The sequence below is a fragment of the Iningainema tapete BLCC-T55 genome, assembly GCF_014698965.1.
In the GTDB taxonomy this organism is placed as follows: domain Bacteria; phylum Cyanobacteriota; class Cyanobacteriia; order Cyanobacteriales; family Nostocaceae; genus Iningainema; species Iningainema tapete.
On sequence record NZ_JACXAE010000027.1, the window covers coordinates 169,809 to 184,247 of the forward strand.

General features: G+C 41.0%; 11 protein-coding genes and 1 pseudogene. 8 read left to right on the forward strand and 4 right to left on the reverse strand.

All coding sequences use genetic code 11. The features are described 5' to 3' along the window. Nucleotides 1-45: 45 nt before the first annotated feature. Nucleotides 46-159, forward strand: a pseudogene (locus ICL16_RS45325) (Uma2 family endonuclease); the annotation flags it as partial. A 56-nt stretch (nt 160-215) separates the two neighbouring features. Here the strand turns inward: ICL16_RS45325 and ICL16_RS06465 are convergent. Together ICL16_RS06465 and ICL16_RS06470 are read right to left on the reverse strand one after the other, a co-directional pair. Next, a complete protein-coding gene (locus ICL16_RS06465) occupies nt 216-2,852 on the reverse strand; it encodes a TonB-dependent siderophore receptor (protein WP_190826036.1) in 2,637 nt (878 codons plus the stop codon). Between the two features lie 190 nt (nt 2,853-3,042). Further along, a complete protein-coding gene (locus ICL16_RS06470; protein WP_190826037.1) occupies nt 3,043-4,194 on the reverse strand; it encodes a PepSY-associated TM helix domain-containing protein in 1,152 nt (383 codons plus the stop codon). A 329-nt stretch (nt 4,195-4,523) separates the two neighbouring features. Between ICL16_RS06470 and ICL16_RS46655 the strand changes: the two genes are divergently transcribed. Continuing rightward, nucleotides 4,524-4,634 (forward strand): PD-(D/E)XK nuclease family transposase, encoded by a 111-nt coding sequence (locus ICL16_RS46655; RefSeq protein ID WP_337906923.1) that lies wholly within the window; start codon nt 4,524-4,526, stop codon nt 4,632-4,634. Between the two features lie 12 nt (nt 4,635-4,646). Beyond that, nucleotides 4,647-4,862, forward strand: a complete 216-nt coding sequence (locus ICL16_RS45335; protein ID WP_238360619.1) for an Rpn family recombination-promoting nuclease/putative transposase — start codon at nt 4,647-4,649, stop codon at nt 4,860-4,862. A 114-nt stretch (nt 4,863-4,976) separates the two neighbouring features. On the opposite strand, the gene ICL16_RS48000 is transcribed toward ICL16_RS45335, so the two are convergent. After that, nucleotides 4,977-5,957 (reverse strand): HARBI1 family protein, encoded by a 981-nt coding sequence (locus ICL16_RS48000; protein WP_422615231.1) that lies wholly within the window; start codon nt 5,955-5,957, stop codon nt 4,977-4,979. A gap of 360 nt (nt 5,958-6,317) precedes the next feature. Between ICL16_RS48000 and ICL16_RS06485 the strand changes: the two genes are divergently transcribed. Then, nucleotides 6,318-6,734 (forward strand): XisH family protein, encoded by a 417-nt coding sequence (locus ICL16_RS06485; protein ID WP_190826038.1) that lies wholly within the window; start codon nt 6,318-6,320, stop codon nt 6,732-6,734. Beyond that, nucleotides 6,722-7,057: a XisI protein gene (locus ICL16_RS06490; RefSeq protein ID WP_190826039.1), complete on the forward strand. Its 336-nt coding sequence runs from the start codon at nt 6,722-6,724 to the stop codon at nt 7,055-7,057. Before ICL16_RS06485 ends, ICL16_RS06490 begins: the two co-directional genes overlap by 13 nt. A gap of 104 nt (nt 7,058-7,161) precedes the next feature. Here ICL16_RS06490 and ICL16_RS06495 read toward each other — a convergent pair whose 3' ends face one another. Further along, the gene (locus tag ICL16_RS06495; RefSeq protein ID WP_190826040.1) at nt 7,162-10,707 is read right to left on the reverse strand and encodes a phytase; all 3,546 of its coding nucleotides are present in this window, start codon (nt 10,705-10,707) and stop codon (nt 7,162-7,164) included. A gap of 372 nt (nt 10,708-11,079) precedes the next feature. Here ICL16_RS06495 and ICL16_RS06500 point away from each other — a divergent pair, with 372 nt between their 5' ends. The 3 genes from ICL16_RS06500 to ICL16_RS06510 all read left to right on the forward strand — a co-directional run. After that, nucleotides 11,080-11,529, forward strand: a complete 450-nt coding sequence (locus tag ICL16_RS06500) for a XisH family protein (protein WP_190826041.1) — start codon at nt 11,080-11,082, stop codon at nt 11,527-11,529. Beyond that, entirely contained in the window at nt 11,517-11,840 is a 324-nt protein-coding gene (locus ICL16_RS06505) for a XisI protein (protein ID WP_190826042.1), read from the forward strand. Before ICL16_RS06500 ends, ICL16_RS06505 begins: the two co-directional genes overlap by 13 nt. Nucleotides 11,841-12,121: 281 nt before the next feature. Continuing rightward, a partial coding sequence (locus tag ICL16_RS06510) for an NB-ARC domain-containing protein (RefSeq protein WP_238360620.1) occupies nt 12,122-14,439 on the forward strand: 2,318 nt, incomplete at its 3' end.

Consider the following 14,439-nt stretch of genomic DNA (forward strand, 5'->3'; position numbering starts at 1 on the left):
AATTTAAACTACAATGTCAATAGAGCGATCGCTCACTGCCCATTGCTGATGGGAAATGAGTACCAAGTGACCAAATTTACAGGTAATGACTCAATCATTTCTCCCACCTTCCCTAACCTCAAACTGACTGCACAGCAGGTTTTTGATTCGGCTCGGTAAATATTAGTTTCTCTTCAATTGTGCGATCGCTTCTTGATATACAAAAAGCAGCAAAATCAAAAACTCACCGAAAAAGTCCCTAGAACTGTAAACGGTTCACCATAAAACACTGCATTTCGATCGCGAGCGCTCTCAAAATAGTCCAAATCAAAAAGGTTCTTAAAATTCAGCCCCACTCGCCAATTGTTACGACGGTAAAAAATCGTCGTATCGGTTCGCACATAACTAGGTAATGTGAATGTATTTGCCAAATCTCCCTTTCTGTCACCAACAAAAAATAACCCTCCACCAAAACCCAAACCCTTCAAACCTCCACTTTGAATTTCATATGTAGCCCATAAACTTGCACTATGTCTTGGCACGTTGTTCGGTTGATTTCCCTGGAAATTGGGTCTAGTATCTTGAGTGAATTCTGCATCAGTGTAGCTATAGGTGGCAATCAAATTTAACCCTGGTATTGGTTGACCGACTATATCTAATTCAATCCCTTTACTTTGCTGTTCGCCTATTTGGATGCTCAAGTTGGATCTACCAGGAGTAGGATCGGGTACAACAATGTTTTGCTTAGTGATTTGGTAAGCAGCTATTGTCGCTGAAAGTCTGCCATCCAGAAACTCTGTTTTGACACCCACTTCATATTGTTCACCCTTGGTTGGCTTAAACGGTGTATTGTCGGCATTGATAGTAAATAAACCTGCTGGCAAAAATGAGCGACTGTAACTAGCATACAAGGAAACAGGCTTAATTGGTTGATAGATAATTCCAACACGAGGACTGAAAGCTGAGTCGTTTTGCTTGACTGTTGTGTTGGTTAGCCTTAGCCTGTTATCCTGCGATTGATCTACCCAATCAAAGCGTCCGCCTAAGAGAATTTTTAGGTTATCTGTTAATGAGATTAAGTTTTGGGCATAAACGCCAATGATATTTTGTCGATCAAAAATGTCAGTACTCTTGGTAATAAACTGGACTGGGGATCTTTCATAAATTGGATTGAATAAGTTGAGCGATGGTAAGGTGGTAGTGCGTCTTATAGTCTCAGAGGATGCCCAAAACAAGTCAAAACCAAATAGGAGATCATGCTTGATACTACCAGTTGTGACCTTGCCGATTAAATCGGTTTGTAAAGTGTAGTATTGTGCATCTGTTGTTCCCCGAAATGCCGTGCGTGTTACAGTTCTGTTATCAGCTGCAAGAGCAGGAGAAATAATATCTTCATCAACATCAAAGATTTCTGCATTGAATGCATTACGCACTGACCAATTGTCACTAAACTTGTGTTGTAAACGATAACCAACAAGGGTATCGTTGTATCTCTGGTTCTCTAACTTTGGGTCGTCTATAAATCTAGATTTTGGCACACGCCCAAAGGGATTTGGTAATACAGTGCCTACCGCAGGTAAGCCATCATAGTCTGGTATGGAACTGCGCTGATAATCAGCTTCAAGTGTTAGAGTTGTATTTTTGCCTAAGTCAAAACTGAATACAGGCGCGATCGCAATCCGTTCAGCATCAACGAAATCAACAAAACTACCAGATGTGCGATAAGCTGCATTCAATCGGTATCGTGCAGTTTTATCTGTATTTAAAGGACCAGAAATATCAATTGCAGGGCGATAAAAATCATAGCTACCAACTGTCAATTCAGCAGCATAGTAGGGAGCTGCTAGCGGTTGCTTAGTTGTAGTATTAATAATTCCACCGGGTTCAGCTTGTCCGTAAAGCACTGAAGCTGGACCTTTAAGAACTTCTACTTGTTCAATGTTAGCAGTTTCCGAAAATAAACGACCCCTTAGCCTCAGACCATTAACATAATTACTACCGTTTAAGCTACCAGTTGTAAAGCCTCGAATTGTAAATTGGTTGGGAAACGAAGTTAAACCACCAGTAGCTCCTAACGAAACACCACTCACATTACGGATCGCATCAATCAAATTGACAGCTTTTTGATCCTCTAGTACTTGTCGGGGAATCACTTGAATTGAAGCGGGAATATCGCGGATGGGGGTATCGGTTTTAGTCGCAGTTGTCGCGTTCGTTACACGGTAAGCGTCAAGCTCTCCCGTCACTACCAACTCAATCGGTTCATCACCAGAAGCTGATGGTTTTGGCTGGGTTTGACTCTCTGGTTGATCTTGTTCAGGCTGTGGTTGTGTTTGAGGTTGCGGTTGCGGCTTTGCGGGTGCAGTACTTGCAACGCTAAAAATTAAACCTTCATCTGGACTGTCAAACAGCTCTACCACTGGTATAGTAGCTTCACCTGTCACCCTCACTTGGATAGTATTGGCGTTAGAATTGATTACAGTTATCTCAGTAATTCCCGCGATAGGTTGTTCGGAGCGGAATATGAATGTATTGCCTGAAGGTAAACGTAGTTGCGCGTTGGTGATGTCAGCGATAAAGCTATTACCTGTACTGCGATTTGCAATTTGTAATTGTGAGCCTTTGGCTGTCTGTAAAATTATCTCCACACCTTTGTTAGTGGGATTTGCTTTGACGCCTGTAACTGACACGATTTCAGGTGTGGGCGACTGCACTAACAATCTAGCGCTGGCAATTGGACGTTGTATTTCACTCAATCGGCGAATGTGTTTATTTGGTGCGAGAGAACGTACTTCTTGCCCAAAAACAGGATTTGGACTCAATACCCAAACCGATCCGACTAGTAACAGAACTTTTTGTAGTTGCCCTTTCATTTGTTTCCTCCACACCACATTACCGCCGCTGGAGTCGCCAAGATGGAGGAATGAGTTAATCGGAATCACTCATTCCCCCATGCGATCGCTCCGCCGGAATTGTTGCAATTATTTAGTGAGTATCACTAATTTATTTACTTGAGAGTAGTTTACAGTTAAAAGCAAATTCATGCAAATAATTGTCAAGAATTCATGTTTGCTCTCGACGCTGGGCGGAAAGTTCTATTGCAGGTTTGCGTTGGACAGATTTACCTCGGTAGCGATACCACCACATTACAAAGCCAGTGATGAATAGAATGAGCGGTGTAAGTCCGACAAATACATAGAAAATGCGAGATGGCAATCCCCAAAAAGTACCAAAGTGTATTGGTCCAAAGGTTTGGAAAATTCGGTCAGCCCGTGATGGTTCTAAGCCATTTTTCAGTTGCACCACTTTGCCTGTATACTGATCGAGATAAACTTGAGAGTAACCGTACTCATTTGTTTCTTGAGGCTGTTTTTTGCCGATCCTAAACACTCCTTCTTTTGTCAATGGTAGGCGGATATAAGTGGTGACAGCACCAGGTATGGCAGCATCAGCTTTTTGAAGAATTTCGCTTAGTCCCAACGATGACTTGCCCTCTATCGGTTGAGACACTGGATAGGGTAGAATAGGAGTTAGGGTAGCAACGTGGATCGCAGGCTTAGAGAATTCCCAAAAATTCCAGCAAACGCCAGTGAAGGCAATCATAGTCAAGAATACAGCTGCGATCGCGCCGATGAGTTTATGAACATCAAAGTTAACTCGCTTGGGATGTGCATCCCATTTAATTTTGAAACCTGCAATCAACTTTCGCCAACCAGGCCATAAAACAATCCCTGTAATGCTAAGAATCAACAGCACAAAAGCCACAATCCCGGCAATGACTTCTCCAACTTTACCTGCGAGAAGTTGGTAGTGGAGTTTGAATATCAACCCAATCTCTGAAGTATCCCACACTTGAGAACCCATAATCTTACCTGTGTAAGGGTTAACAAAAACTTCCGTTCGTTGTTCATTGGGAGATTGTAGTAAGACTCGATAGGGAGTTTGGGCATCTCCAACGGTGTTGATGCCTAGCAGTTTTAAATCAGGTTGTGATGCATAGGCAGTTTTGACAGTATCTAGTACCGATTCTACCGGAACGCGCTGCTGCCCCACGCTCACTTGACCAAACTGCTGAGTGACGAGAAATTGACTGATTTCCTTCTCAAATACCAGCAAACTGCCAGTTAACCCGATGATAATCAGCACCAGTCCTACGACTAAGCCCAGGTAGCGGTGTAAGTAGAATGTAATATCCCGTATTTGTTTAGCTCTCATAGTAAATGCGCTTGTTATTTCTTTGGAAGCGAGTGTACCCCATTCCCCAGCACCATCAAGATGGTGCAATTATTGCCAATAGTTGGCAAGTATCGTCGATTTACTTGAGAGTATACAGTTAAAGGCTCATTAATACAAATGATTATCAATATTTGATCATATTTTTGCGTATAGGGGTTGTTGCGTAGCGCGTTTTACGTTTTTCGCTCTGCGTCAAGTAGATCCCCGACTTCTTAAAGAAGTCGGGAACCTGCAAAACTTTAAGTATAATTAAAAACTTAATATGAGTTTATTTAGTATTATTACTGAATATATAACAGACTGATGATATTGAACTGGTGTTTGTAGAGCTACCCAAATTTAAAAAAGAACTGAACGAACTAGAAACACTAACTGATAAATGGCTGTACTTTCTTAAGTCAGCAAATAAACTCAAATAAGTGCCACCAACTATGGATGAAGTACCAGCAATTCACCAAGCATTTGAAGTAGCAAAACAAAGTAAGCTCAGTAAAAAAGAGTTAGAAGTGTTAGAAAAACGGGAAATGTTTTTACATGATAGTCGCAATGCTATTCTCAAGGCGCGTTTGGACGGAGAAGCTAAGGGACGAGAAGAAGGACGAGAAGAAGAGACATCTCCGAGAACTGTAAAACCGCTCTGTGACTAGTTTATAATCTACAAATACAAGTGAGGCACATTAGCTAGCCTACACGGTATAATAGGGGTTAGAGATATTTATTGTTGCTAATAAGATAAAAAAGTATAGTTATGTGCGTTAATTTTATGTTGATAAAATTGGATGTATTTCAGTTGGTAAAATTAGCGCTCTAATTCGTAATCTTACTAACCCACAAATCGTCAAAATTACTTGTTCATATTTTTGGGAACTTAATCTAAATCTGTCTTGAACAACTCGAAATATTTTTACCGAGCGGATTCGGTGTTCAACAAATACCCGTTTAGCTGAAAAGTTTCTATTTGATTCTTTCTGTTCAGTTGTTAACTCTCCATTTTTTGGTTTCTTGATTGGAGTCTCAATTAAATCTTCCCCTTTATAACCTAAATCTCCTTTAAATCTTTGTTTGGGAGCAAAGCTATCTCGATTCTCTCGAAACAACGTTATATCACTTTTAGGACCTGGTTCACCAGCCACAACATCAACAATGTCTCTCCCATCTGGTAAAATAATTATCTGACTTTTAAATGTGTGATCACAATATTTTCCCGAGTAGTATTTTTTCTGCTCATCATTATCTACGGGTCTTTCCCTGACTTGTTCGTAGCTATCTACTGTTAGTTGATATTCTGTGAGTATTTCTTTTACTACTTCATAGTCACTAGCTTTTTTTTTAACTTGTTCAAGTAAACTTGATGGGAGCAATTCTCGTGTGGAACGGAAACCAATAATTAAATGTATCATTTGCCGTGGACTCACTGACTCCAAATTGAATACCAAGAAGTTGAAAGGTTGTGAGTCCAGTGCTGAAGACGGGTTTCCCGTCGCAGGCAACTGGCGAACCCGGAGGGTCATATGTCGGAGATAAACCAAAGTTAAAATTATTTGTGTTCTCACCGAAAGTTTTGGTTTTCTACCACCGCCACCTCTAATAATTCTAGTTTTTTTTGATTCGATTAAAGATTGTTTTTCATCATGTAATTTTTCCGCATTTTCTATAAGTATTTGTAGCTCGGTATATCCCAGACCAATTAATCGCGCTCGTTCTTGAGGTTTCGATTCAATATAATTCAGTATATCACTCATATTTAAATGGTAAAAAATGGTTTTAATACCTTTATACCACAGAAAATTACTATTTTGGAGATGTCTAAGGTAAACATCAAAAAGCGCTGGAAATTGCGCGATCGCTCCTTGATGTTTTAGATGTGGAAACAATCAGCCAAAAAACCGAACTGAGTGTCGCAGAAATTCAACAGTTACGGTAAGCCCTACCGCACCCTATGTAAGGTTGAGACTAGGTTATAAATTTGTTAAAATTGTATAAATTAACTTTTTGTAGTTTTTAATGCATTTTTTTGTTGTCTAGGTCTTGCTTTTTGATCAAAGGTTGATCTAGGCTAAGTTGACTTGAAGTATAATATTATTAAACTGAAAGCGCTTCTGATGGCAGCGAAAGATACCTTTCATGATGTGGTAAAATCAGCTTTGGAGAAGGATGGGTGGACAATTACCCATGAGCAGCTTCATATCAACTTTGCTGAGGTTGACCTATATATTGATTTAGGAGCAGAACGATTAATTGCTGCTCAAAAAGACGAAGAAAAAATTGCAGTTGAAATCAAAACCTTTTTCAATCCCTCGGCTATTACTGATTTCCATACAGCTTTGGGACAGTTCCTCAACTATCGTTTTGCCCTAAAAGCAGTAGATCCGGAACGAACGTTATACCTAGCTGTTCCCAGTGAAACTTACGATACATTCTTCATGCGTCGGTTTGTGCAATTGATTATTCAGGAATATCAATTGAAGTTAGTTGTTTATGACAGCGTAAACGAGGTGATAGTTTTATGGCAAAAATAGATGAATATAGGCAATATATTCGCGAAATATTAACTAAATATAGCAGTTACAAACCCGCCTATGGTGAAGTAGACATGGAGACAATTTTTGATGCGGAAAAAGATCGCTACTTAGTTGTCTCTGCGGGATGGAGTAATCGTCGTCGGGTATATGGCTCTTTAATTCATATTGACATTAAAGATGACAAGATTTGGATTCAAAGTGATGGTACTGAGGTGGGTATTGCTAATGAATTGGTAGAACGTGGAGTACCAAAGCAAGATATTGTTCTAGCATATCACGCACCTTATTTACGGCAGTATACAGACTTTGCTGTAGGTTAATTTTGCTATTGCATACAAAGGGCGGGCAGGGATGCTCCGCAGACGCCTACGGAGGGAAACCCTCCTGCAGCGCTGCTCTCCACCCCACAAGATTCTAGATTTCCTTAAGCAATTACATCATTGTAGTTGAAGTCACCTAACAAAGGAGGAGTAACTTCAAAAGGTTGGGGGAGGTTGTTACTTCCCAAGGAATTGGAACCTAAAGCAACAGGATTACGAGGATTATAACTGGTAGTGTCGATCGCTAAAGGATTTGGAAAAAGGTTGGCAATGTTTTCCCAAGGTACGAGCTTAAAGTTGGTGTTAACGTTTTCACCATCAACAATTCTTGCTGGAAGATTATCGCCATCTTGAGTCACGAACAAACCAAACGGGAAGTTGGAACCGAGAGGAACGTTGATGACATCTGCACCATCAGACTCTTGTACACTATCTATTGGTCCATTATTACCAACAGCAAAGCGCCCGATAAAGTCGTTGTTACCTTCGCGAGTGTAAGCAACAAAGGTGTTATTACCTTGACTGGATGTAAGCAGGTAGCCTGTGCCATCTTTACCGTAGTAGATAGTCAGTCCTTCTACATCTTCTTCTAAATAAGTACCTCCCAAGTCTTTCACTTTGTCAATCAAAGTGCCAGTTGTGCCGCCGTTAGGTTCTGCTTGGAACTTCCAAATGCCTACATCTTCTTGTCCAATGTAGAGGAAACCGAGTTCTTGGTCTGCTACCATACCTTCTAACTGGGCATCGCGTCCCGCAGTAGTTGGTACAGTGAATTCCCGCACTCTTTCAATCCCAATTGTACCGTTACCTGTATCAATTAGTTTGTACTGTCCTACATCTCCGGTTTCTCTGCGATTAGCAAAGACGTAGTAATCATTGGTTATAGGGCTACGATACAAGGCAACACCATACGCACTCCGTGATGATGCTGAGTATGGCTGTTCAAATGGTGCTGATTGAAACAGCGTACCGATACTACTATCAGTGATGTCTTCTAGGTACTGACCGGGTGTGCTAGGGTTGGGATTGATTTTGAATATTACTAGTTTATCGTTATTCCGGTCTGTAGCAACGGCAATATCTGTGTGAGTTCCGCCTAGCTCGAAGTTATATTGCAAGTCAATGTTGTTGTAGCGGATATTACCTGGGTTAATTTCCTGCAACAGATTACCAGAAAGGTCATAAACTCGTAATCCGGCATTTTTTGCTACAGTAAGTACTAGACTTTGTTCTGAATTTGTGGCATTTACGTAGATAGCAGGATCATCCGCATCTGCTTGCTCATCTCGTGGTAAATTGGGGTCATTGAACAAATCAGGACGGGTTTCGACTCTGGGTGCTGCGGTAGGAACAACTTCTGCACCTAAAGCAAGAATTTGCGTAAATTGAGTTTGGTTGAAGTTATTGTCGCTTACCAATACAATGGACTGATTGCCATTTGGTAGTTGAGGACCAAAGGCGATACCTTCAATATTATCAGTGCCATTGGGTAAGTTGAGGGAGTTGAGATTGAGCAGCAGTCGTTTTTCGACAGGTTGAATAGCTGCTTGCTCAGTGCTGAGAGAATCATAAAAACTGATGTCAGTTGCACCTTGCAAACTAACTTCGTAGATTTTGATTGTGTTACCTACTCCGGCAGAGAAGGAACGTTCCACAGATAGTAGTGTACCTCGGTTATCAATTGCCAGCAAGTCTACTAAACCATTGTCACCAGTACCGGAAGTTGGTGTTGCGGCAACTGGATCGGTAATATAGAGGTATTCCTTTTCTGGTTGTCCGCTGGTTAAGTTATACTGGAGAATACGAGAAGGGCTACCATTCGTGAGAGTAGCGATCGCACCATCTTGGAATAAAGCGTTTTCAGTTGCAGTGTACAGAGTCTTTTGATCTGGGCTAATCGTCAAACTTTCAAATGCCAAGTTGTTGCGTATACCCGATACTTGAGTATCTCCTGCATCCACAATACCATTACCATTGGTATCTTGTACAACTGGGAGAAACTTGCGTGGTACAGGTAAACTTCTAAGTTGCTCTCCTGTAGTGAGAGAGAATTCATTAATGAAAGGATTAGTTACACGACCAACAGCAGGATTCGCTTCACCTTCAGAAGAGATAAATACTGTACCATTATTTGTCAGGGCAATGCCTTCTGGATCGAGACTATTGAGTGAAAACTCATTACCATTAGCATCTTTGAGAGTGGTAACATTTGTAAACGTTACACCAGAAGAAGCGATGGTAGCTGGGTTAGTGGTAAAAGTATAGAAGCGGGCAGGAGCAAATTGAGAGCGATCGTCTGAGATAGCATAGAAGACATTATTTGCCGCATCATAAGCAACACCAGACAACCCACCCACTTGAGTTTGTAACCCATTCACAGTTCCCGCTGCACCTTCTGGGATAAAACCAGTTGGGAAAATAGTTTCTCCTTGAAAGTCAACGCGAGGGATAGTATTACCTGCTTCGGTAGAGCCAATCTGCAAATCTACCCTTAGCAAACGATGATCCGAACTAGGGAAACCACCAGGTAAACTAGGATTAAAAGTACCTACCAAAGGAAACAAAGGATCGGTATTTTCGGGCCAAAAAACGGCTGAATCAAGAATTTTTAAATCAGCAGAAGGTAGCACGTAGTCTACCCGCAGGTTTCCTGGAGCCGTATCAGCAAAATCTGCGGTATCAAAAGCAGGATTACCGCGATGGTTCAAATTCGCACCACCTTGCAAAACTGCTTGTTGAGGACCACCTGGGCTAGAGGGAATAGAATTGGTGTTAATATAAGGATTAAGCAACAATTGACGAATCGCATTGTTGAAGCTGTCACCATCCAAAGGATCGGCATTTTGATCCCCCATAATTACAAAACGTGACCCAGTGGCAAGACTACCCTGCTTGCCATTATCATCATATATATAGTCACCTTGTCCTGGGGTAATGTAATCTGACCAAAAACGAATCTCATCGTAATTACGCTTACCGTTACGATCTTCAGCACCATCAAAAGTAGGTGGAGTAGGATGGCTAACCAAAGCGTGAATTGTTTCACCATTGACTAGGATAGGCACATCCCAATGACTTTTAGAAGAAAGGCGCAAAGCAGCTTGTTCTTCTAGTGAATACCAAGGTGTTTCCGCACCTGGAAGGGCAACAGTAGGTAGCAGAGAATCTGGCATATCCTTCCACAAAAAGTTTTGGAAAGTCCTGACATTCTCTGTATCAATAGGATACTTAGACAACAGTAACATCCCGAACTGCCCAGGGAAATTGCCAAACCCGAAGGCATCCTCACCATATCCGGGTGCGCCGGGAGTTGTAACCACTACACCGTTATTATCCAAATCAAATCCGGAAGCAACACCAGTGTTAGAAGGTGCAATATATACGTATGGGTACTCAACAGGAGTCGCACCATTTTGACTGACCGCTAGATAATTCTGCTGAAATAATTGTACAGGTAAAAGTGGGTCAGCCTCCACATAATCAAACTCATTAATCAGCAGCACATCTGGATTATTGCGCTGAATAATTTCAGCCACAGTTTTAGCTTGAGTATTATCTGGAGTAGACAAATCCGTTACTAGTTGACCTTCAAAATTACGATTCAGCGAAGCATTAAACTGAGAAAAGCGGATCGAGTTGGTAGTTGCCATAAATCATCCTATGAGAAATCAGTAATCGTAGAGACGCTCCGCCGGAGCGTCTCTCCAGGATTAGGGTGAGAGTGCGATCGCACGCATATTATAGAAGTAGGGTGTGATAAGAGCGCATATTACTAACTAGTAATAAACTGCGCCATAACGCACCAAAAATCAACGTGAATGGATTTTTCTCTAAATTAGCTGTGTGTTTTGTTAGTATTAATTTGTATTCAGTACCCTCAAAATATCTCAGTAAGATTAAGAATAAGCAAGCATATGGTTAAAACATAACTGCGGGAGAGGTTATTGTAGAAATGTTTCCATTAAGTTAAGAATTATTTAATTTTGTAACAAATGCTAAACTAATTATGTAGGAGAAATGTAGTGCCACCAAGAGATACAATTCATGAAATTGTCAAGCAGGCAGTTATTAAAGATGGTTGGATAATTACGGAAGCTGATGATCCCTTTGTAATATCTTACGGACAGAGATTTCTTTTTGTTGACCTTGGGGCAAGTAAATTTGCTAATAATAATATTCAAGGTAGTCTCATTGGAGCTAAAAAAAACAACAGCCGTATCGCAGTAGAAATTAAGGATTTTAGAGCTAAATCTTTAATTAAAGATTTGGAGCAAGCAATTGGACAGTATGTTTTATATCGGTTACTTTTGGATAAAATAGACCCAGGACGTGAAGTATACCTAGCTATTACTGATACACTTTATGAAGATTTTTTTAGTGAACCAATAGGTGAGCTTGTAATTAATGAACTACCATTAAAAATGATTATTGTAAATTTACAAAGGGTTGAGATCACAAAATGGATAAGATAAATCAGTATCGACAAATAGTCAAGCAAGTAGTTACCTACTACTCACGTCTGAAACCATCTCATGGTAATATCAGGCTAGACACTGTATTTGATGAACAACAAGACAGATATGGTTTGATGCAAGTAGGTTGGGATAGAGGAAAACGAGTCAGAGGTAATTTAATTTATATTACTTTATTAGGCGAAAAAGTAATTGTTGAGTACGATGGAATGGAATCAGGTATTACTCAAGATTTAATAGAAAAAGGTATTCCCGAAGAAGACATTATTTTAGCTTTTGTACCTCAGCAAGATCATCAGCTTTCGGCATAAAATTATCTTTAAATTAGTGAATTGGAAAGGTTAGATGATATGTTCGCGTAGCGTCTCTTTTGGAGGACATTAATTTCTTTAATTGCGAAGAGTACAATTGTTTTTGTTCCTCAACTTTTAACTCTCGTTGCTAGCGATCGCTCGATTCGTCCAGAAGCATTACAAAAAGACATTCCTGCATAAGTTAAGCTTAGTTTTACCTATTTAAGTATAGGAGTTCTCTTGCCAATTTCCTGGCATCCTCATATTCTGTCTACTATGTCAACGCAAAACTACTAACTTTGTTCTCAAGTTCTTTTATGAGTAACAGCCCGCAAGCCAAAACAATTCTAATTCTGGCAGCTAATCCTACCACTACCTCTCGACTAGAGTGGGATAAAGAAGTGCGGGAAATTGATGAAGCATTGCGACGCTCCAATTACCGTGAGCAGTTTAAACTAGAGCAGAAGTTGGCAGTGCGAGCGCGAGATTTTCACAGAGCAATTTTGGATTTTCGCCCCCAAATCGTTCATTTCTGCGGGCATGGTACAGAAAGCGATGGAATTGTTTTGCACGATGAAACGGGAGAAGCTGCGTATTTAGGTGCAGATGAACTTTCCAGTTTATTTAAGTCGTTTGGCAAGATAGGAATTGAATGTGTCGTTTTGAATGCTTGTTATTCTCAAGAGCAAGCAAAAGCTATTAACAAGTATGTCAAATATGTGATTGGCATGAATCGCACAGTGGGAGATAAGGCAAGCATTGCCTTTGCTGTCGCGTTTTATGATGGTTTAGCAGCAGGGCAGAATGTGGAGAATGCCTATGAACTTGGCAAATCTCAAATGATGAAGCATGGGGAGAGCCAAACTCCAGTTCTGTTAAAGAACGAGGAAATTGAGACAAACTTCTATTCTAATATTACCAAAGTTCTAGGTAAATTAAACAATGTGCCTGGTTTACCACCCAATTTTCTATCCCGACCACAGGAAATTCAAGCTTTAAAAAACAAAGTTTTGGGAAATAATCAGACAATTGCAGTTACAGGAGCATCCCGCAAAGTTGGAGTGCAAGGCATGGGTGGTCTTGGTAAGACTGTATTAGTAACAAATTTAGCACACGATCAACAGGTGCAACAGGAATTTCCTGATGGCATTTTTTGGATACCAGTGGGACAAGAGCCATCCGTAACATCACTGCAAATGCAACTAGCAATGATGTTAAAAGAGCGCCCGCAGCCTTTTGCAAATGAGCACGAAGGGAGAATTTTTCTCAGCCAACAGTTGGTTCAGAAAACCTGTTTAATTGTTTTAGATGATGTTTGGCAAAAAGAACCTTTTGAGGCTTTTGCTCATATTTTGGGAGAACGCTGTTGTTTACTAGTTACAACTCGTGATGCCAGTTTAATGACGGCTCAAGGTGCTGTAGAATATAGGCTGAATCTGTTGAATGATGAGCTGGCGTTAAAACTTTTAGCACAATGGGTTAATAAAGAAGTAAATACCTTGCCAAATACAGCGCTTGCAGTGGCACGAGAATGCGGTAATTTACCGTTGGCATTAGCACTTTGTGGAGCACAAGTACGGGATGGAACACCTTGGGAAGATTTGCATGACGCATTGAAAGAAGCGGATTTGGAATTTCTAGATCATTCAGACTACAGCGTTTATAAAGCGCTAAAAGTGAGCATTGATGCCTTGACTAAGTTTAATAGCCAATATACGGAATGTTATCAAAACCTAGCAATTTTTCCTGATGATACTTCTGTTCCTGAAGCCGCAATCTTGACTTTTTGGCAGCACACTCATCAATTGCGTGAGCGCGACGGGCGTAAATTGCTAACAATGTTGGCTTCCAAGGCTTTACTGCAAACAACAGGCGAAGCACCAAAACGTTTGGTAACATTACACGACTTGCAATATGATTATTTGCGTTACAACGTGGGCGATTTAGCTCATTTGCATCAAGAATTGTTAGCTGTGTATCGCAAAACTTGTACTGATGGTTGGCATACAGTGAAAGATGATGGCTATATTCATCAGCGTCTTGTTTGGCATTTAGAAAAAGCGGGTAAAAAAGAGGAAATCCACTCATTGTTGCAGGAAGAAACGGAGAAAGGGCGTAATGGGTGGTATGAAGCGTGCGATCGCTTAGGGCAAACTGCCATTTTTGTGACTGATGTAGCACACGCTTGGCAATTGGCAGAGGAGATGTTTGAGGAAAACCCAACGCAATCAATTGCATTACAGTGCCGCTATGCTCTGATTACAACTTCACTGAATAGTTTGGCGAAAAATATCCCCCCAGCGTTGATGGCAGCACTGGTAAAAGAAAAGTTGTGGACGCCAGCACAGGGACTGGCATATGCTCAACAAGTAAAAGAATCTGGGCAACTTGCACAAGCGTTGAGCGCATTAGCTCCTTACTTACCAAAATCGTTACTTCCTGTTGCCCTCGCTGCTGCCCGTGGTATTCAAGATGACTCAAACCGTGCTCATGCCCTGAGTCAACTAGCGCCACACCTACCAGAGGTACTGCTAGAGCAAGCCCTCGCTGCTGCCCGTGGTATTCAAGATGACTCAAACCGTGCTCATGCCCTGAGTCAACTAGCGCCACACCTACC